The sequence below is a fragment of the Flavobacterium soyae genome, assembly GCF_021245985.1.
GTDB classification, from domain to species: Bacteria; Bacteroidota; Bacteroidia; order Flavobacteriales; family Flavobacteriaceae; genus Flavobacterium; species Flavobacterium soyae.
Genome location: NZ_JAJQXA010000002.1, coordinates 465227 through 485194 on the forward strand (window position 1 = coordinate 465227; position 19968 = coordinate 485194).

At 35.2% G+C, this 19968-nt stretch carries 12 protein-coding genes; 3 read left to right on the plus strand and 9 right to left on the minus strand.

Going from position 1 to position 19968, the window contains the following annotated elements:
• Window positions 1–159: 159 nt before the first annotated feature.
• The 4 genes from LUU93_RS04280 to LUU93_RS04295 all read right to left on the minus strand — a co-directional run bounded on the left by LUU93_RS04280 (window position 160) and on the right by LUU93_RS04295 (window position 4524).
• The gene (locus tag LUU93_RS04280) at window positions 160–1020 is read right to left on the minus strand and encodes a tyrosine-type recombinase/integrase (RefSeq protein ID WP_232678658.1); all 861 of its coding nucleotides are present in this window, start codon (window positions 1018–1020) and stop codon (window positions 160–162) included.
• Between the two features lie 3 nt (window positions 1021–1023).
• A complete protein-coding gene (locus tag LUU93_RS04285; protein WP_232678660.1) occupies window positions 1024–1878 on the minus strand; it encodes a tyrosine-type recombinase/integrase in 855 nt (284 codons plus the stop codon).
• Window positions 1879–1986: 108 nt separating this feature from the next.
• Entirely contained in the window at window positions 1987–4278 is a 2292-nt protein-coding gene (locus tag LUU93_RS04290; protein WP_232678662.1) for a CHC2 zinc finger domain-containing protein, read from the minus strand.
• A gap of 9 nt (window positions 4279–4287) precedes the next feature.
• Window positions 4288–4524: a hypothetical protein gene (locus LUU93_RS04295; protein WP_232678664.1), complete on the minus strand. Its 237-nt coding sequence runs from the start codon at window positions 4522–4524 to the stop codon at window positions 4288–4290.
• Window positions 4525–4725: 201 nt separating this feature from the next.
• Here LUU93_RS04295 and LUU93_RS04300 point away from each other — a divergent pair, with 201 nt between their 5' ends.
• Window positions 4726–5067, plus strand: a complete 342-nt coding sequence (locus LUU93_RS04300; protein WP_232678653.1) for a helix-turn-helix domain-containing protein — start codon at window positions 4726–4728, stop codon at window positions 5065–5067.
• Window positions 5068–5876: 809 nt separating this feature from the next.
• Here the strand turns inward: LUU93_RS04300 and LUU93_RS04305 are convergent.
• The 5 genes from LUU93_RS04305 to ppk1 form a co-directional block, all read right to left on the minus strand.
• A complete protein-coding gene (locus tag LUU93_RS04305; RefSeq protein ID WP_091291046.1) occupies window positions 5877–6305 on the minus strand; it encodes a hypothetical protein in 429 nt (142 codons plus the stop codon).
• Between the two features lie 5 nt (window positions 6306–6310).
• Complete coding sequence (locus tag LUU93_RS04310; protein ID WP_232678666.1) at window positions 6311–9619, minus strand: DUF6443 domain-containing protein; 3309 nt, start codon at window positions 9617–9619, stop codon at window positions 6311–6313.
• Between the two features lie 13 nt (window positions 9620–9632).
• Window positions 9633–13088 (minus strand): RHS repeat domain-containing protein, encoded by a 3456-nt coding sequence (locus tag LUU93_RS04315; protein ID WP_232678668.1) that lies wholly within the window; start codon window positions 13086–13088, stop codon window positions 9633–9635.
• A 7-nt stretch (window positions 13089–13095) separates the two neighbouring features.
• A complete protein-coding gene (locus tag LUU93_RS04320; protein WP_232678670.1) occupies window positions 13096–14757 on the minus strand; it encodes a T9SS type A sorting domain-containing protein in 1662 nt (553 codons plus the stop codon).
• Window positions 14758–14937: 180 nt separating this feature from the next.
• Window positions 14938–16956 (minus strand): polyphosphate kinase 1, encoded by a 2019-nt coding sequence (gene ppk1 / locus LUU93_RS04325; RefSeq protein WP_232678671.1) that lies wholly within the window; start codon window positions 16954–16956, stop codon window positions 14938–14940.
• 460 nt (window positions 16957–17416) lie between these two features.
• Between ppk1 and LUU93_RS04330 the strand changes: the two genes are divergently transcribed.
• Window positions 17417–18718 carry a beta/gamma crystallin family protein gene (locus LUU93_RS04330; protein WP_232678673.1) on the plus strand — a complete coding sequence of 434 codons (1302 nt, stop codon included), beginning with the start codon at window positions 17417–17419 and terminating at the stop codon, window positions 18716–18718.
• Between the two features lie 209 nt (window positions 18719–18927).
• A complete protein-coding gene (gene fdhD / locus LUU93_RS04335) occupies window positions 18928–19785 on the plus strand; it encodes a formate dehydrogenase accessory sulfurtransferase FdhD (RefSeq protein WP_232678675.1) in 858 nt (285 codons plus the stop codon).
• Window positions 19786–19968: the final 183 nt, after the last annotated feature.

Here is a 19968-nt window from a genome sequence, read left to right on the forward strand (position 1 = left end):
TTTAAATGATTTTTTGGTTATATTTGTCTTATGAACTTTATAGACATTATCAATTTTGCCGCTTCACTTTTGGCGGTTTATTCGTTTGTAAAAAACGAGATTTTTAAAAAAATTATAATTGGTAATACTGGTAATATTAGAAATATTGGTAACAATAGTTTATTTAATCGGATGCAGTTTTTCGACTGCTGTCTTTAAGGCGTTTAATCCAGTTTCTTTGTATTTTTCTGTAGTGTCCGGACTTTTGTGTCCTGCAAAATACTGAACGGTTCTAAGGTCGTTGTTCTTGGCCAGTAAATTGGCAATTACACTCTGGCGGATTCTCGTTGCGGTTAATTTCTTTTTAAACTCTTTTTGGTAAGTGCTGATTAAATAATCAATATCGTCTTTGGTTATTGGTGTTCCAAGTTTGCCTAATAATAAAGCATTTTGATTATTTCTAAAGGTTTTAAGACTGTTTCTGTCCTGATTGATGTATTGGTATAATAAAAGGATTTGTTCTGCTTTTAAAGATAAACTTCTCTCGTTGGTTATTCCTGTTTCTTTGATTTGTATGGTGGCTTTTTCTAAATCTATATCGCTGAGTTTTATATGTTCTATTTCTCCTACCCGTAAAGCCTGATGGATTAGTAAACTTAGCAGGATTTGATTTCTTTTAGCCAAAAGCGGATAACGTTCTTTTCTTGGTTTTAAAAGATTTTGTAGTTCTTTTGGAGTAAATAAATCCTGTAATTGTATTGGGTTTTCTTTAGCATTGCGCAGGCGTATAGATCTGGCAGGATTGTCTTTTCGTTTTCCTGTTTCAATCAGGTAATCGTAATATTTTTTGATCGATGCAATTGTTTTTTTTACATTGCCGGCGCTGTATTGTTTCTGCAGGATTTCTATATACTGCATGAGGTTTTGATAATTATACCTGTCTGCTTTTTTATTATGCTTTTTGTACTTATTGATCTCATAGAGATAACTTTGTACCGAACTCGGCATTAAACCCTGTTTTAAATAATCTTCGATTTTCATGGCTCATTGTTTTAGTTTTAAGTTTGATGTTCTGGTATAAATCTGCGTTGTGGAGAGCTGGCTGTGCCCTAAAAAATCCCGTACCATTTCGATGGACATTTCATTTTCTAATAAATGCGTTGCAATGGAGTGCCGAAGTGAGTGCAGGCAGTAGTTTTCGGGTTTTAGGTTTTGGGTTCTTCCTATCAGTCTTTTAAATAAATTATAGATGTTCAGCCCTTTCATTCTATATCCGTTTGTGTTGATTAAAAAACTTTCCTGGTTTTCTTTTCTAATGATTTCTATATCTTTTAAAAAGTCCTTTAAATCTTTTGCAATCGTTTCTGTAAACGGGATAACCCTGCGTTTCTTTCCTTTTCCTTTTCTTACAAAGAGTAATTTCTGCTCTAGGTTTACATCTTTTATATTTAATAATTCTGCTTCGTTCTGCCGAAGTCCGCAGCTGTAACACAAGTGTAATATGGCTCTTTCAATATTGTTTTGACAGCTTTTATAAAGGAGTTTGATTTCTTTTTGGGTAAATATTTTTCGTTCTGTTTTAGCAGCGTGTTTAATTTTTAAATTATACGGATTTCTCTTTATGCTTTTAATTCTTTCTAAGTAGTCAAAGTATAATTTAATGGCTAACAGCTGGCTGTAAAGGTGGCTTTGGCTTATAACTTTTTTTGTTGCTCTGCTTGGCTGGGTCTGCAGATGCCCGTAATAGTTTTTTATATGGGTGTCTGTTATCCTCTGCGGTGTTTCTCTGGTGTATTCTAAAAGCTTTTGGGCATATTTTGGATAAGTGTTGATGACTTTTCTGCAGTATCCCAAAGTCTGCAGTTCTTTTCTAAAGTCATAAATCATATTAGCAAGCATAAGTATGATGTTTTTCAGGTTTTACTTTTTTGGAACTTGGGACGCTGGGCTGTATTTTATATTTAAGAGTTTATATTTTAGATTGTTATGGTTTCATCCAGCGTCCCATTAGTGTCTCTTTAGCGTTCCATTACTGTTTTTTAATACTTTGATTTGTAATAGTAATTTGTCTTTTATTTTAATTCTTAATCTTTGGTAATCATCCCAGTAATCAACTTTGTATTTTAATCCTTTATTGGCATAACCTCCTATTTGTCTAATGTATTCGAGCTCTAACAAGCTTTGCAGATAGCGGTGTATCTGGCTTTTACTCATATTAAAGGCTTGTCTTATTTCCCGCTGGGTAAAATCATTTTCTTTGTTTTTAAGATGCTTTTTCAGGCGTTCAAAAAACTGTCTTAAACTCCCGTCGAGTTCATCGACTTTTAAAATAATGCTTTCAAAAAGCACTTCTGTTGCCTGCTGTAAATCTTCTATTTCGGTAATGAGTTTATCGTTTTTCAGTTCCCTGTTCTGCTGGTTGATAATAGTGATCTGTCTGACGATGCTTTGGAACATTTCGTTTAAACGCCTTATTTTGTGTACTTCTTCGGGCAGTTCCAGTTTGGTGGCGTAAGGGTTTATTACTTCATAAGTCTTTAAATTTCTAATGATCTGCTGCAGCTCGTTCCTTGCTTTTTCCTGATCTGCAGGTTCTATTTCTCCGGCATATTTTCGGTTTTGATAGTCTATAATTCTTCGGCTCTGTTCTGCGCTTTCATCAACGGCAAGCAGAAAACTCCGGCTCATATTATCTTCGTAAAGCTCGCCTTTTGTCGTGGCTGATAAACTGCTGAAAATGCCTTTTACTTCTTTCTTGGTCGATTTTATATTTCCTTTTTTGTCTTTGATCGATACGGAACTCGATAATCTTTGATTGCTTATGAGTTCCCGCATAGCAAACATGGCTTCTTCTTTCAGACCGTCCAGGTCTTCTATAACCAGTACTTTATTTACCAGTTCATATTCGCCCCAATTGTACAAACTGCTTTCTGTAATTCTTGTAAACCGCAGTACATCTTCGGGCGGGATCAGGTCAGCTATTTTACTGATCAGGTGCGTTTTTCCTGATCCTGAACTTCCCTGAACTATCGCATGTAACGGGCTTTTAGTTTTATAACTTGATGCAATGATAAAGAGCAGTAATCTTGAGTTTTCCTCGCCTATAATTCCGCTTTTCTCGATCAGTTTGTTGATCTGCTGTAAAACATCATTCTGCTTTAAAATGCTTATAGGTTCTTGTTCTGCCACAGATTTAAAGGATCTCTTTTGATCTGTTTTTTCAGAGGAAAATAAAACTGTTTTCCGCTGTTCTAAAAGTGCCGTAAATATTTCTTGTTCATGCAGCTGCAGGGTTTCGTTTATGTCTTTGCTTGGCAGTTCTATTGTCGATATTATCAGCGCAGGATTCATAACCCTAAACTCATTGGCATATTTTACTGCTGCTGTTTTCCCTGCATCATCATTATCAAAAGCAAAAATAATTTCTTCTAATTCTTGTAATTCTTTGATGGCATTTTGGATTTCTTCGTTTAAGCCGTTTGTGCCGTAACAAGCCAGTAAACTGTAATTTTCTTTAATTTTATCGATCTGCAGTAAACTTGCGCAGTCAATAATACTTTCGGTCAGGATTAGTTTTTGGGTTTCCTTTTTTGGATAATTTGGATAAAGCCCTGATCTGTTTTTAAGATAAAAATGTTTGGCTTCTTTTTCATTTATCGTACTTCTAAAATAAAAGCTTACGATTTGGTTTTCTTTATTTCTCAGCGGAAAAACAATTGATTTGTTTCCAAAAGGTTTATACGCCTGCCCGCCTGTACGGCTGTTAGTTCCTCCTAAATTCAGCAGGCCGTAATCTAAACAGCTCTGGATAAGTTTTTCGTCTTTGCGTTCTCCATGATGGAACTGCCCTGAGTTAAACCCTATTTCTAAAAGGTCTATGTTTAGATTTCTTTCCCTGCAGTAATCCTTTGCAGGACTGCTGTTAAAAATCCCTTTTCTAAAACTCTGGAACATTCTTTCTAAGAAAATGATTTTATCATTTTCGCCGTAAGCTTTTGGCTTTATGCTGTAAGCTTTTGGACTTTCTATTTTTGACATTGGACTTTGGGCTAATTCAGTACACTTTTTTAAGGCTTCGTGTTTAGTAAGTTTTTCATAATCCTGAACAAATTGTATCACATCGCCTTTTTTATCACAACCGTGGCATTTGTAAAAATCTTTTTCAAGATTTACCTGTAAACTCGGCTTTTTATCCTCATGAAAAGGACAAAGAAGCATCTTGTTTTTATTGGGCTTTAAGTTGTAATGATCCAGTACAGCAGACAGATTTAGGCTTTGCTTGATTTCTTGTATGGTCATAATTCCTTTTTAAAGGGTTTGTTTTTCTGTCACACTTATACCTAATGTTGTCGAGTCAGCACTTAAGCCTATTTCTAAATCACAATTTTCTATGGGAACTCCAAAATGTTTCAGCCACACTTTTGAGATAAAAAAAGAATAATTTAATCTGCGGCAGCCATTATCTAACTGGTAACAATTATAATAAGCGGTGATTCTTTTTACTTTACCCACATAATGGTATTTTTTTCTTGGTTTAATTTTCATAGTGCATCGTTTTTAAATTAGTCAGGGTTGCTGGAGTTATCTTGATTAAAAAAAAAATAAAAATTTATTCCTGTTATTATTAGATACAAATGTATCTAATTGTTTTCAACAACACAAATCCTATCCGATTTTTTTATATCCTATAATTGCTTAAATTTGCCATATCACATCAATATCATTAACTTTTATCCCTTTTTAGACATGAACACAGGTGCTATTATATCGCAATTAAGAGACAAAAACGGTTTCTCACAAAGTGATCTTGCCGAGAAAAGTCAAGTATCAAGAGTTATGATTGGTAAATATGAAAGAGGCGAAGCTGTACCTTCTATTGATGCAGCCAAAAAAATTGCCGATGCACTTGGGGTTTCTTTAGATTATTTGGTTGGTGTGACCAGTCAGACTTCTTTTGATAAAAGAACACTTGAACGTATTATTGATCTGGAACTTCTCGAAGAAAGTAAAAAACAAACTCTATATGATTTAATTGATACCTACATTCGTGATTTTAAAACAAGAAAAGCTTTTGCCAACGTAGGATAATATTTTGATTATAAAACACCAAAACCACTCATTTCCGAGTGGTTTTTTTATTCTCTTTGTCGATACACTTTGCGGTTGGGTTTTCAAGACCAAAAGTAAAAAACCACACCAAAGCTATGTTACATAATAAGTCATTATAGTGCTACGGCTACGCCCTGCACTATAAACTCATTATGTAAAATAACTCGTTTCCATTAGACCACTCAGCAGAGCCGACGCTTCTGCCCGCGCACTAGGTAAGTTTTTTATTTTGCTCAGTCACCGCAAGGGCTAGGCTTGTTTTTGCTGCATAAATGCCAGGGAATTTTATATTCAAAAGAAAAACAATAAAAGCATTTATGCAGCAAAAACAAGCGCATTTACTAAAGTTTTAAAACACAAAAAAACCTCGCTGCTGGCGAGGTTTCTTTTCTATTTCTCTTTGTCGATTTCCTTTGCGGGCACGGAAAAAATTTCCGCGCTATCGTTGCGCATATCCGCGCGATCGGGGATACAGATGAAACATCTGGAACAATAAAAATCACTAGTTTTGATGGAAAAACCTTAAAAGGGGAATTCAATATTAGTAACTTAACCAATGATAATGGTGTTCCATTAGGTTACTGTGACGGTACTAAAATAGTAGAAAAAAGATTCAATATCACCGCAGGTACATTTACGGCTATTCCCTAAACATGTAGCAACTCCATAAAAACCAAAAGCCACTCCGATATTGAAGTGGCTTTTTTGATTATTGTTGTGAGTACAGTTTATAAACTGCTCTATCCGTTGACGAAATTTAGTATATTTCCGAGCTATCTGGTTTTATCTTATCGAGAAATCCTGCTTAATATAAATTTATAATCTGTATTCAATTGAGAGAGTTCAAGTGTTTCTATATTATTTGCAATGTTAAATTTAAAGATAAACTCTGTACCAGTTGCAAAAAAAGCGTTTCTATCATTTGCAGATTTAAAAGAGAAAACAATTCTATCGTTTTTAGATGAAAACTGAAAATCACAGTATTTTTTTTCCAAAGATTTTATATTTCCAGTTCCATCTTCAGAAAAAAGTATGGTTGGACACACGTTATACGAGGTCTCTTCACCACCTCCAGTACTTTTGCACATTTGCCATACACCAAATACAGAACCATCTAATTGTTGTTGTTTTATGTTTATTACTTCTGCCTTTTGTTTTGTATTCTTATTACAACATATCAGTGCCAAACTTATAAATATAATTAATTTTGTTTTCATGAATATTATTCTTTATGATTAGGTTCGTTTGCTCTCTCTGGTGAGTTAGTGTCTTTTCTAACTTTATTCTCATTATCAACTGCATTACCAGTATCTGTTTTAGTAATGTATGGTATAGCATGTCCCACTAGCTCATGAGCTAAAATATCCGCAGGATTATCAGTCAAAGCATTACCGTTTGTATCTTTTAATCCTACTAATGGATTTCCAGAAATAGTAACATCAGCTTCTTTGGTAACAGTTTTCGTACCATCTGAATATGTTGTAGTTGTACTCTTCTTACTGGTAACACCTCCACCAGCATCATTATCTACACTTTTTGTTTTGCCTTTTTCTTGAAAGGTCTGACCTATGGAAATATTTATTTTCTCTTTATCATTTATTGCCGCTACAAGTTGTTTTGAGTAATAAGATGAGAATTTAGAAGAATCCCCACCAGCTTTGGCTAAATATAAATGACCACTTTTGTTAAAAGCAAAAGTTCCTAATGCTTTACTATTTATCATTTTTAAGACTGTACCTTGGTCTGCTTTATTAGCAACAATAATTTCCTTGCCATCAGGGTCGATATATATTATTGGATTATCAGCTACATAATTATATGGACTCAAATTAAAGTATTTCTCCGCTAACGGGTCAATATTCATCCAACGTCCCAGAGCAGGGTCATAATTCCTTGCTCCATAGTCGTAGAAGTTAAGCCCCAGCTCGTCCTGCAGTTCTTTGCCGTTATACTTATACTTATTATTAGTCGTCGTATAATCATTATACCCCTTATGTTTTAAACCAAAAGGGTAATAATTATTCTCTTCAATAATTTCAAGAACATTCTGTGCATTTTTAGCATAACTTAAGCGAACGTTACCTAAATGGTCTTTATATTGAAACACATACGAATAAATACCATTGTCGTTTTTTACATAGCCTTCAGCTGTTGGGAAAAATTCTAAAACAGTATTTTTATATTGAAATCCGTCCAGATAATTTGTTGTCGTCACCGTTGTACCTTCGGTTACAATTTTCTCCAGTTTCTGCCCTGTTGCATTGTAAATATACTCAATACTCCCGGTTGTTCCAAAAATTATTTTCTTTGGTAAATTAAGATGGTTGTACTGTATTGCGGTAATGTTTTTGTTTTTATCAAGAATAAGGTTTCCATTGGCATCATAACCATAATCGTCGCCTGTTTTATTAAAATCATTAAAACCGCTGGTGTTATTGCTGTTATCTAAAACGGTGCTCAGCTGGTTAGAATTTGCGAGATAAGTATAAGCCAGGTTATCTATTAAAATAGGCTGTATCTGCGGGTCAGTGTCTCCTTTTCGCATTAAAGAGACGATATTTCCGTTTTTATCGTAGGTCAAATTCTCATCATACGCATTTGTGGTCACGCCGCTTTTTTCGTAAATGGCATTTTTTAATCGGTTTAGGTTATCATATTGATAACCGTAGGCACGTTCTATATTATCTGACCCGGTTCTCCACAAAGTTTCAGATATATTTCCGTTATACAGCCCGTTAACACCGCTTATTACAGCCTGGGTTGCATTATAATTAATTTTAAAAGCAAACAAATCTTTTGGGTCAGTTCCCTGCTGCAAACCTGCTGTTTTGTTAATCTCGGTAAGCCAGCCTCTAATATTGTAGTTATAATCTACTTTCTGCAAAGGTGCGCCCGTAGTGTTACCAACACTTTTAAGGGTTAGCTGCCCTAAAGCATCATAAGTATTAGCCGCCATAAGCTGCGCTGTTCCTGCTCCTATTTTGTGGGTATGGGTGAGCAGACGATCCTGAGAAGAATACGTAAATTTTTCTTCGATATTAATTTTTGCACCGCCGCTTACACGCTGGTGTTCTGTCTGGGTTGTAAGTGATTTTCCTGTAAAATCAAGTTCGTTATCGGTATGGCTTACACCAGTTAAATGATTTTTTACATAAGTGCTTATCACTCTTCCTTTAGTGTCATAAAAAATTGTAGTTGTTTCTCCTGCAGTAGAAGCAGCCGTGCTTAAAGCTCTTGTCCAGCTTCCGGTTGAGAGTCCTTTTACATTGGTTAAAACCGGCTTTCCTATTACAGACGCAGGTACTGCCTGAGCACCGGTAAAGGTATAATCATCATAATAATTAACTGTTAAAAGTTTAAAACTGGTTGGTGCAATGCTATTTTTATAATTAGCGGCAATTCCATCTATAGTAGTCGCAGCCTTGGTTTCAAACAAAGTTACTGCCGTGTTTTGGTTTCCCTGCAGTGTAAACCTTGCTGCAGGACTTACTGCCTGACTGCTCCAGCCTGTATAAATCGGTCTGCCGTAAACATCATATTTGGTAATGATCCAGCCTATTGCAGCATCGTCTTTAAAGGGCGAAAATGCAGGACCTGTCGCGACAACCCTGTCCAGCTTGTCATAAACGATAAACTCCCACTGCTTTCCTGGGAGTTTTTTCTCGACAAGTCGGTTTTTATTATCGTATTTATACTGGTAGCATAATCCGTTTAAAACATCAGAGGTTATGGTTCCGTCTGCTTTTGGCGGAATTACGTAGGTCAGGTTTCCATAAATATCATAAACATAATAAGTATCATGTTTTGTTCCGGCATCATAAGTCCTTTTTAAAACAACCTGTCCTTCTTTGTTTTTAAACTCTACTGTTGAGCCTGCCGTTTCTATCGGGCTTGCAGCGGTATTTTCATCATAAGTTACGTTTTTATAAAGCGCATTTGCGGGATAGTTTCCGGCATCTGAAAATGAAATTTCATATAAGCCTGATCCTGCTGTCCACGTTGTAATGGCTTTAAATAATTTTACTTCTGCAGCCGTGTTGGTCTGATAGTTTACTTTAATTTCGTGACCGCTGCCCATTGCCCATGGAGTTCCGGGAGCAGCTTGTTTCAGTACCCTGTTTAATGGTGAAGATTCTAAACTCTTTTGCGAAAACGGATTGGCTGTGTTTTCATATTTAGCGGTATTATAAAAATTTATCGCTGCTGTTTCAGCATTTGAGTCAAAAGCCATATTAGTTGAAGATGCTTCATACGGCAGGTATTCCTTTACCTGTCTGCCAAAAGCATCGTAACCCATATAGGTTATAATATCTTTTGAGTCAGATGATTGTTTATTTACAATTTGCTGCATTGGCCGTCCAAGACCATCAAAATAGGTGACGTTTTGAGCAGCCTGATCGATTGTTGGGGCTGTTATTTTTACAAGAGAAGGTTTCTTATAAGTAACGGTTTTAACGTAATTTTCGGTTTGTGTCTGGCCTATTGCCGTAAAAGGAAACAAAACCAAAAAAAATTTGATTATATTTTTCATACTGTTTTTGGTTTTATGGCTTGTAATTGTATTGGTTCTCTGATACCACGTTTCCTTCATTATCTTTTACATAATCAAGCCTGCCGTTAGCATCGTACTTGTAAGTTGTTGGAAAACCTTTAGGATCTGTAATAGTGCTTACCCCAATAAGCGGCAGATAAGTATAGGTTGTTACTATTTTGTCTGTCAAAGCAGTCCTTAAAGAATTAAGAGCAGTTGTCAATGCTGCTTCTGTCCCTGTATCAGATTGTGTCTGCAGATTAGCCACGTAACCTGATACAGTGCTGTAAAGCGCATTTTCTATTTTGGCAATAGGCTGTGTTTTATTATACCCCCAGATAATCGAAACAGGAGTTCCGTTTTCGAGTGTGTACTGCAGAATATTTCCTTTATCGTCATACTGGTCAAAAGTTATTTTTTTATCAGCAGTAACGATAGCCGCTGTTCCTTTGTTTGCATACATATATCTTGGCAGTAATAAATTGCTTGTTGATGCATTTCTTTCGTAACCCGTTTTTTGTTCGGATACTTTTACTAAGTTCCTGAAATTTTGTGTGTCTAACGGCATTCCAACCATATTGGCTGCTTTGAGTTCACTTACAAATGGTTCGCCCGCCATTTCAGTATCTTTGGCATAAAAATATTTGGTTTCGAGTGCTTCCTGATTTGAGCTGGTTGAGGTTTGCGATGATAATAGTGTATGATTAATCCCTCTGTAATTATAATTAGTGACTGTGCTGACAGGGTTCCCTCCGTTAAGATCATAAGTGATTTCCTGAGTGGATTTTAAGTAATGCCAGAACGAAATATTTGAATAGGAAACGATACTGATATTATCAATGTTTGCCAGATTTGAAATTGTTTTGGGCAGAGTAACCCCGTAGCAGGGATGCGGAAAATATATTGTTCTGTTATCATGGCCTGGGGCTATACAGGTGTAACCATCTCCGAAAAATATCTCATTCATCATTTTTTCATGTCTATGATTTGCTACACATGACCAATATGGTGTTCTTTTGGTTAAATCTGCCTCTGTACAAACATAATTAACTGGTGCCGAAGCAATTTTTTCATAATTTTTTCTGGCACTGTAGGATATGGCTTCTTTTCTTAAAGCGGTTCTTTCCTCATATTCATTTATAGTCTGCTTAACGGTTTTTAGGTCTTTATTAAAATAGGTGGCTTTTTTCAGCAGGCCGTTATCCCAGCCCAGATTAGACAGAGGTGTGCTTCTTACATCATAAGTTCCTACGACAAAACCGCCGCCGCCATCACGGTGAACAATAAATTCATGTTCTTCACCGCCGTTTAAAAAAGAATCCGATCCGTATGAAATGGTCACATAATTATAAAATACATTTGAACTGCCGGTATCAAATAATGAAGACAAACTGCTTGATGATAAGTTTAAATAGGTGGCAGTAGTTATAACCCCCTGCATTCCTGCTCCTGCAGATTCTATAGTTTTTTGTACTTTATAAAAATCAATATAATAAGGATCCTGTCCTTTGTTTCCTGTTGATTTGGTCAGATCATCTTTTTTAGCATAAAAAAACCTTTTGATAACAGGAGCTGATGATGCAGATGCATAATCAGAACTGCGCTGCACCCTTACTCCGCCGGTTATAACATTTGATGGTACAACAACCCCTCCTGCGGGTATATAATTATAATTGACAGAAGCTGATGTACAGTTCCAATCAGCACTTAAGCTAATAATATAATTTTGATTTGCCCCTGCGACAAAATACAGGTTTTTTGCTGCAGTACTCATACTTGGGGTTATTTGATAAGTATTGAGAGTAACTTCAGCAGCATTGTCTGACCTGTAAAGTGTCTCGTACCTTTTTGCAGTATCATTATAGACGCTTATTGTCGCTTTATTTTTGCCCAGATTTAAATCGGGATCCGGACAGGAGAAACTTACTCCCGCAGTTAAAGGAACATTTTGGGCCATTGAGCCGCTTGTAAAAGTTGATTGGGAAACTGCAGTATTTGCTTCTTCTGTTGTAACAGCACTCACCGAGCTGTAAACCCTGCTGGGCTGAACCGTTATCTGGCCATAATAATCATTTGGCTCATAATCAAATGTAGTATATCCTTTTGTCGGGTAAATAATTTTTGTCATTAAACCAATTTTTGCAAAATTCCCATCAGGTTCTTTATCTGCCCCGTTATAATTTACAGATCCTAGTTCATACGCCGTACTTTTAGGTACGATATTGACATTAGTTTTACCATTATAATACCCCCAGTGGTCCTGGCTCAAAGATAATCTCGCCGGAAAGCTGTTTCTGTTATTGTATTCAAACTGATAGTTTTGGTTTACATCCTTAAACTGGATTTTATCCAGAAAGACCCTGCTGTTAGCTGTTGTGGTATAAGTAAAATTGATGCGGTCAATTTCAGCCGCCGCCTTATCTTTTATAGTAATCTGCGATATTTTGTTATTTCCGGATGTTACATCTGCACTCGAAGCAGAAAGATAAGTAAACGAAACTTCCCCATGAATTGGGTTTGTACTCTTTATGGATTTTATTGTTTTCCCTGCCAGATTTATGGTATGGTCATACATGGAGCTTAAACCTCCTGTGTACTGTTCCAAATTACCTGCAGCATCATATTGTATGCGGGGATACAGCATTCTGTAAGTCTGTGATTTTGAAGCTGTGTAAACAGACACAGCATCATTATAAGTAAACTGGATTTCATCTCCTTTAGGATGAACAATTTTACTCAAATACCATGATGAAACTGTTATATTAGGGATAGAATGACCGCTTCCTAAAACCCTCTGTGTGGTAATTTCCTGATTATCAAAATAATATTTAACACCATCGGGTGCTGTAATTACAAAATTTATACTTTCCGGGGTCAGTGTGTACTCAATCCGAAGTTCCTGGGCAGGCATCAAAGCGACACCACCTTCATTATTTAAGATAAACTTACCTGAATATTTCCCAAAATTAAAATTAAAAATATCAGCTTCGCTGTCCACATCGTTTTCTCCAATGTATTGGTAAAAGTCCAAAGCCGGAGGCGAATAACGCCCCATCTGTTCTGTTATGGAAATTGGAATAGGATAGTCTCCCCGGGTTTCATCGGGTTTGTCCCTTACCACCCTTGTAATAACCCCGCCAAAATTAAGGTTCCAGCTCTGCCCTACATTTGAAGAAATCTCATCTACTTTTATACCATTTGAACTGTAAAACATGCTGATTGGAACTTCTAAATTGGCTGTTTTATAGGTATACAAAGGGATATTTATATTTTGTGATCCGGTAAATAAACCAATAGGTGTGTTTCCATACGTTCCTAATGCATAAGCTGTAGGAGAAGGAGGGATAATATTAGGTACATATTTACTGGGGTCATTTTCTGAAATTTGTCCAAAAATTACCAGCGGCATATATATAACTGTTAAAAAGAACAAATTTTTAATAGTTTTTTGTAGTGATAAAATATTCATTTTCTTTTTAATTAACGGTTTTAATTACTTTCACAGACTCTGTCTTAACATCTGTCTGAATTTTTATAATATAAATTCCTTCTGCATAACCGGTTAAATTCACCGGAACAGTTCTGCTGTTTATACTAAAATGCTGTAAAGTTCTGCCTAGAATATCTACAACTGTGGCGGTACCTTCCTTGAAGTCATAACCAATAATAATATTGGTGTATGTAACCGCAGGATTGGGGATTGCTTCAATACTGGCTTTAACTTTTTCAACTTTTGTTTTATCTTTCAATTTTACAACCCAAAAATCATTTCCGCCAATATTTGAATTTTTATCTTTTGATGAGGCAGCGTTTGATGTTCCGGCCATTAAGTAACCGCCATCTCGGGTTTCGACCAGTTTTCTTAAAATATCTTCACCGTTACTTCCCACGGTTTTACTCCATAACTCTTCTCCTTTATCATCTATTTTGAGCGCTGTGTAATCGTTGATTCCGTCTTTTTCTTTACCAATTCCTGCCTTTTTTGCCAAATCGCCAATTACAGACTGCCTGGTTTCTGTTTTGGTGTGACCGCCGATTAAATAAGTATGATCGTTGTTCTCCACCAGCGATGTCAGGATATCTGCTTTACCAAAATCGAAAGTTTTGCTCCATAAAACTCCTCCCTCTGTATCAAGTCTTAATACCCAAAAATCCGTCCCGCTGCCTACAATCCCGCCTAGTGAAGTTAAGGCACCCGTGCTGTTAGAATTTCCTCCGGCAATATAACGGCCGTCTGCAGTCTGGTGAATTACATACGGCTGATCATCGCCTTCTGCTCCATACGTTCTCTGCCACTCGATTTCTCCTGAATCGTTTAGTTTTACAATCCAGTAATCTCCTGAACCATTATTAGCTTCGGTTTTGTCTCCCGATATTGGAGAAGTTGAATATCCTGCCAGAATATAACCGTTGTCAGAAGTCTGTTCCATACTTCTTAATAAATCTGCATATTCTCCTCCGTATGTTTTCTGCCATTCAATAACACCCTGCCTGTCCAGTTTTACTATCCAGTAATCCATATTACCGCGGCTTTTTTCAGATTTACTGTATAAATCTGTTTTAGCTGAAGCACTATTTTTTTTATCTATAGTATTATTTGAAATTGAAGAAGGGCTGGAACCGGATGAACCGCCCAGAATATAACCTCCGTCTTTAGTCTGAAAAGCACATAAAAGCTCATCCTGACCATTTCCTCCAATAGTTCTCTGCCATTGTTCGGTACCGGAAGCATCAAGTTTTATTACCCAAAAATCGCTGAGACCTTTACATTCTTCTTTCTTTTGAAAACTGTTTCCTGAACTGGAAGTTCCTGCCAGAATAAATCCGCCGTCTTTTGTATTTTTAATGCTTTGAAGAAGATCAAAACCATTTCCTCCAATGCTTTTCTGCCAGTCAAGTTCTCCTTTCTCCGTCATTTTCCAGATCCAGTAATCCAGATCACCATGATTATCATCTGTTTTATTTCCCGTTTTATCAGAAACAGAACTTCCTGCCAAAACAAATCCGTAATCAGCCGTTGGCAGTGCATCAAAAAGATAATCTGCATGGATCCCTCCGTATGATTTTTCCCAAAGGATATCCTGAGAGTAAATTAAAAATGGTAAAAGTGTAAAAAGTAATAAGTAAAATTTTTTCATAAGCAGTTTTAATTTCGGCGCAAATCTAGAAAATGTTATGGTTAAATCTTTACGGGATTCCGTAACATTTTAATAAAAAAACAATCAATTATTTACAAAAATAAGTTTTGTATTACAAAAAAAAGCCCAGCTTTACAGTCAGGCTTTTTCTCTATAAAAAATAATATCTTCACATAAACATCATTCCATATTACACTCCCCAATCCAATTATAAATTTCAGTCTGCGCACGTCTTGGTTCATCAATACCTAGGATATCCAATTCATTAGTTCCTTCACTATTTATAGTTCTCCTTTTTGTATTATCTTCTAGCTGCAACTGAATTATTGTATTAATTTCTTCAATGTGTTTTTCATCATACAACGGAAAAGCAACTTCTATTCTTCTGTTTAAATTTCGGCTTAACATATCTGCAGATGATAAATAGATTTTTTCCTCGCCATTATTTGCAAATTTGTAAATTCTGGAATGTTCTAAAAACATATCTACAATCCTGTAGATTTTTATGTTTTCGCTTACATATTTAATTCCCGGCAGTAAAGTGCAGATTCCACGTACGATCAATGTCACATCAACCCCTGCCCTGCTGGCTTCAATAAGTTTGTCAATAATATCTTTTTCATCAACTCCGTTTACTTTTAAAAATACAGCAGCTTCCCTGTCGGCTTTTTTATTTTCTATTTCATTGTCTATTAATTCTATTAACTTGTCTTTCATGTTAAAACCTGCCGCCAGAATATGTTTTGGTGTTCCTGCTTTTTTCTTGGTTTTTAAAAATGTAAAGACTTTTTTTAAATCATCTGTGTATTTTTTTTCAGAGGTGAAAAATCCAAAATCAGAATAAACATTTGCTGTACTTTCATTAAAATTTCCGGTTGACAAATAATTATAATATTTCTTATTTCCGTATTTATCTTTCATGGTTACCATTGCCACTTTTGCATGAACTTTTAAATTCGGCATGCTTTGAATGATTTTTATTCCCGCATTTTTCATTTCGCGGGACCAGAATAAATTATTGTATTCATCAAAACGTGCTTTAACTTCTACAAAAACAGTTACTTTTTTGCCATTTTTAGCCGCGCTTATCAAAGCATTTGCAATTAACGACTGCGATGAAATTCGGTATAAAGTAATTTTTATCTCCAGAACGTTTCTGTTAATTGCCGCCTGATTAAAAAATTGAAGTACATAATAATACGACTGATACGGAAAGTGAAGCAATTGATTTTGTTTGTCAATAATTTCAAAAATTGACTTCCTGCTTTCAAAAGGCAGATGTTTGAGCCCGGGATAATTTGCTCCTTGCAGATTTGGTTTAACAGGATTTGGAAACTTGAATAAATCATAAAAATTATGATGGCTTCCGCCTTTTATCATTTCATTATTGTGCAGGCGGAAAGCTTTTTTACATACCGAAATTGTTTCAGAATCCATATTAGAATCATACAAAAACCTTGTTGATGAACCTCGTTTCCGTTCTTCAATTTTTGCTTCGATTTTTGCTATCAAATCTCCTGAGTTTTCATCTTCTATCAGATAATTTTCATCTCGGTTTAGTTTTATCGCATAACAGGAAACCACTTTTCCGGCAGGAAATATAAGAGATAAGCAATTCTTTATTATGGTATCAATCGAAATAATATAATGTGTATCATCCTGACTTTGCAATTGTTTATAGCGATCCAGTTTATCAGATGGAATATTGAGATAAGCATAATTATAATTACCTGCACTATCTTTTAACTTTACCAGAAAATATAAGCAGCGATTATGTAAAAAATAAGTTTTAGGCTGATTTACCGAAATGTAAATTACCTGAATATAAGAGAGAATAATGCTTTTAAAATAATATTCGATCTCCTGCAGGTGCTCTTCTATAAGCTCTTGATTTTCATAATAGACAATATTATTAGCTGCTAATTCTGGAAGTATTGAAGTGTTCCAAATTGTTCCGAACCTGTTTTGCTGAAGATTTACTTCAGTTAAAATTTTGCTGAGCAGCTCCTTATTCTTTTTTGAATTTTTAATCAGCAGTTTTCTGATTTTTACTCTAAAAAACTCATCTAAATTAGAAGAATGAATGGCTAAAAACTTAATTCTTTCGTATAACGAATTATTGGAGTCCTCGGCTTCATCCAAAATACAGTTATTGAAAGACAGCCACGAAATTTCTGAAGGTATAAGATAGTTTTGCACGTAAAAAATTGGTTTATACTTTATTGATACTTGTAAATTTCAGAATTAATTATTTTAAAATATAAATACAGACAGCAGTTAACCATAATTTAATTTATTGGTAACATGTCCTAATCTGCATAATATCATTATCATAACTTAAGTATACACGTCATTATGAATGTAATATATACTGAATGCCCATTGGCAATTTTATTAACTTCAAAAGCGGCAAATAATCTTAATCCTGTTAACTTTTTGTTAACCGTATTATAATACCGCTTAGATAGTACGATTTCTCCTTTAAGGTACTTATAACTGGTAGGAATTATAACTCAAAAAACAATCGTTCTATTGACAAAATTTTCAGAAATAAAATGCTGTGACTGATTATTTTTTATTCCTCAGCTGGTTATTACTATCAAATAATTTATCAAAATCAATGAATTTAAATATGTTATAAACCATTAAAACCAGAATTATGAAAAAACAGAATCCAAAAAAGGTATTAAGTAAAGCCTTAATTATTATGCTTTCGGCTATTACATTCTCATGTCAGGATACGACATTAGAAGAAACCGAAAATCCTGCTGTAGCAAAAGAGCAGCAAAATTTTAAAAAAATGAGTGCCGCTGCAAGTTCTAATCTTGCAAAAAGGTGGGCTCCTATTCATTACAGAGATGTAGATGCTACAGGAACTTATGCCGAAGGCGGAAAATCAGATTACATTACTGCTATTAATTATGATAATGACTGGAATGGCGAAAACAACTGGAACAACCTTCCTGCTTATGCTAACTCATTAGCTGCACATTGTTACTATTCGGTTGTTGAATCAAATACACATTGGTTTATTACTTATGCTTTTTTCTCTCCACGCGATTGGACAGATAATCCGTTTTTATACAGTTTAGACCAGCATGAAAATGATTTAGAAGGTGTATTAATGATTGTAGAAAAAGATGGTTCTGCTTACGGTGCCTTAAAAGGAGCTGTTACAGTAAGTCATTCCGATTTCTTTTCGTATGTACCATCCGGAAGTCCTTTTGTAAGCGGACTGGAAAGTGTTGACGGAACATTACAAATGAGAGATTACAATGGAGAGTTACACCCTGTTACAGCGCAAGATTCTAAAGGGCACAGCCTTAAAGCATGGCCGCAGCACGATATTGACGGGGACGGAATTATTTACTACCCATCTGCAAGTGGAACTGCACAAATACCATCTGATAATTATGATACTTATGTGGAGTACAAACTTGTCGATATTTTTGAAAGCGGAGGATTATGGGATCAAAGATTCAATACTGAATTGTTTTATAATGCAGGCGGAGGATTTAAAGGAAATGATTTTAAAACTGGCGGTGCTAATGCTCCTTGGGCATGGAATGATGGAAATGATGGTATTGTACAAGGCGGAGAATTTGCGACAGATCCTGCAAAATTAGCTGATAATTATTTTGATGGTGTAGGTAATTTTTCACGTGTCTATACTGATAATAAATACAATGGATCAGCCGGAGGTGTTGTTACGGTTTACCAAAATTGTAGTTATACAGGTTATGCAATTGCTTTACCTGCGGGCGATTATACATTGGCTCAGCTAAAATCATACGGCATTGTAAATGATGATTTATCATCAGTTCGTTTAGAAAATGGATATAAAATTACATTCTACCAAAACGATAATTTTGGAGGAGAATCTGTTGTAATAACAGGAAACAATAGCTGTTTAGGAGGTTTTAATGATAAAGCCAGCTCAATAAAAATCAGCGCAATATAACTGATTTTTATTCTAAATATGCAGACAAGAAGCGAAGTTGTTTTTCTTGTCTGCATATCTTTTTTGGGCTTTTTCTAAATTATCAATTCCAATTAAAACAATATAAATCATTGCAATTTCATTCCTTAAAACAGTTTAATTGCTGAGAGAAAAATCCTCTTATCAATCATTTTTTACTAATTTTACGTATCAACATTTAATGAATTTACATGGAAATGAATGATTTGGAATTAGTTTCCATTAAAGAGGTTTGCATTACAAAAGTGAATGGATTTGAAAGTTCATCCTTATTAGACATTCTTTCTGTAGAAGAACCGCTTGAAATAAGAATTTCTTACGGTTCCGAAACTGAAAAAACACACAAGAATATCTCTGTAACAATGCGTACGCCGGGCAATGATTTTGATCTTGCAATTGGTTTTTTATTTACCGAAGGCATTATAATTTCTTATCAGGACGTAAAAAAAATCTATCACATACAAACAGACTGTTCCTTTCAAAAGAAAAATATTGTTCAGGTCGATTTGGCAGATAATTTCATTCCACATTTAATGTCGTCAGACCGGAATTTTTATACCACATCAAGCTGCGGCGTTTGTGGAAAAAATTCTATACAATCTATCAAAACGGTTAGCTCTTTTAATCCTTTAGAGAATCCAAAACTGAATATCGCTGCAGAAGTATTTTACCAATTACAAAATAAATTAAAAGCAGCTCAAAGCAGTTTTGCGGTTACTGGCGGCATTCATGCGTCAGGCCTTTTTACTATTGAGGGTGATTTAGTTCTTTTACAGGAAGATGTTGGGAGACATAATGCTTTGGATAAGTTAATTGGCACTGCCTTAGCAAATAATTTACTGCCATTAAATAAACATATTTTGCTCCTTAGCGGAAGAGCTAGTTTTGAGTTAATCCAAAAAGCGGCTATGGCAGGAATATCTGTTGTTGCTGCTATTGGTGCGCCATCGAGTCTTGCTGTAGAATTGGCTAAAGAATTTAATATTACTCTTTTGGGCTTTCTTAAAGATGACAGATTTAATATATATAATTCCAGTGATATCAGGTAGTAATACCAACTTCTTAGAAAAATTAAAATAACCCGTTGGGTGTAATTCATAAAAAAAATATTAAACACATAGAAACATAGATTTTATGTGTAAAAAAGGATACAAAAAGAAATATATTTCTTTTACATAGATAGTCCCGAAGCATCGGGATGCATTTTAAATAAGTGAAACGCCTTTTTTAAG

What these genes read in the sequence shown, in the direction of transcription:
- LUU93_RS04280 (WP_232678658.1), bottom strand. Translation starts at nt 1,020, where the DNA reads ATGAAAATCGAAGATTATTTAAAACAGGGTTTAATGCCGAGTTCGGTA.
- LUU93_RS04285 (WP_232678660.1), bottom strand. Translation starts at nt 1,878, where the DNA reads ATGCTTGCTAATATGATTTATGACTTTAGAAAAGAACTGCAGACTTTG.
- LUU93_RS04290 (WP_232678662.1), bottom strand. Translation starts at nt 4,278, where the DNA reads ATGACCATACAAGAAATCAAGCAAAGCCTAAATCTGTCTGCTGTACTG.
- LUU93_RS04295 (WP_232678664.1), bottom strand. Translation starts at nt 4,524, where the DNA reads ATGAAAATTAAACCAAGAAAAAAATACCATTATGTGGGTAAAGTAAAA.
- LUU93_RS04300 (WP_232678653.1), top strand. Translation starts at nt 4,726, where the DNA reads ATGAACACAGGTGCTATTATATCGCAATTAAGAGACAAAAACGGTTTC.
- LUU93_RS04305 (WP_091291046.1), bottom strand. Translation starts at nt 6,305, where the DNA reads ATGAAAACAAAATTAATTATATTTATAAGTTTGGCACTGATATGTTGT.
- LUU93_RS04310 (WP_232678666.1), bottom strand. Translation starts at nt 9,619, where the DNA reads ATGAAAAATATAATCAAATTTTTTTTGGTTTTGTTTCCTTTTACGGCA.
- LUU93_RS04315 (WP_232678668.1), bottom strand. Translation starts at nt 13,088, where the DNA reads ATGAATATTTTATCACTACAAAAAACTATTAAAAATTTGTTCTTTTTA.
- LUU93_RS04320 (WP_232678670.1), bottom strand. Translation starts at nt 14,757, where the DNA reads ATGAAAAAATTTTACTTATTACTTTTTACACTTTTACCATTTTTAATT.
- LUU93_RS04330 (WP_232678673.1), top strand. Translation starts at nt 17,417, where the DNA reads ATGAAAAAACAGAATCCAAAAAAGGTATTAAGTAAAGCCTTAATTATT.
- fdhD (WP_232678675.1), top strand. Translation starts at nt 18,928, where the DNA reads ATGGAAATGAATGATTTGGAATTAGTTTCCATTAAAGAGGTTTGCATT.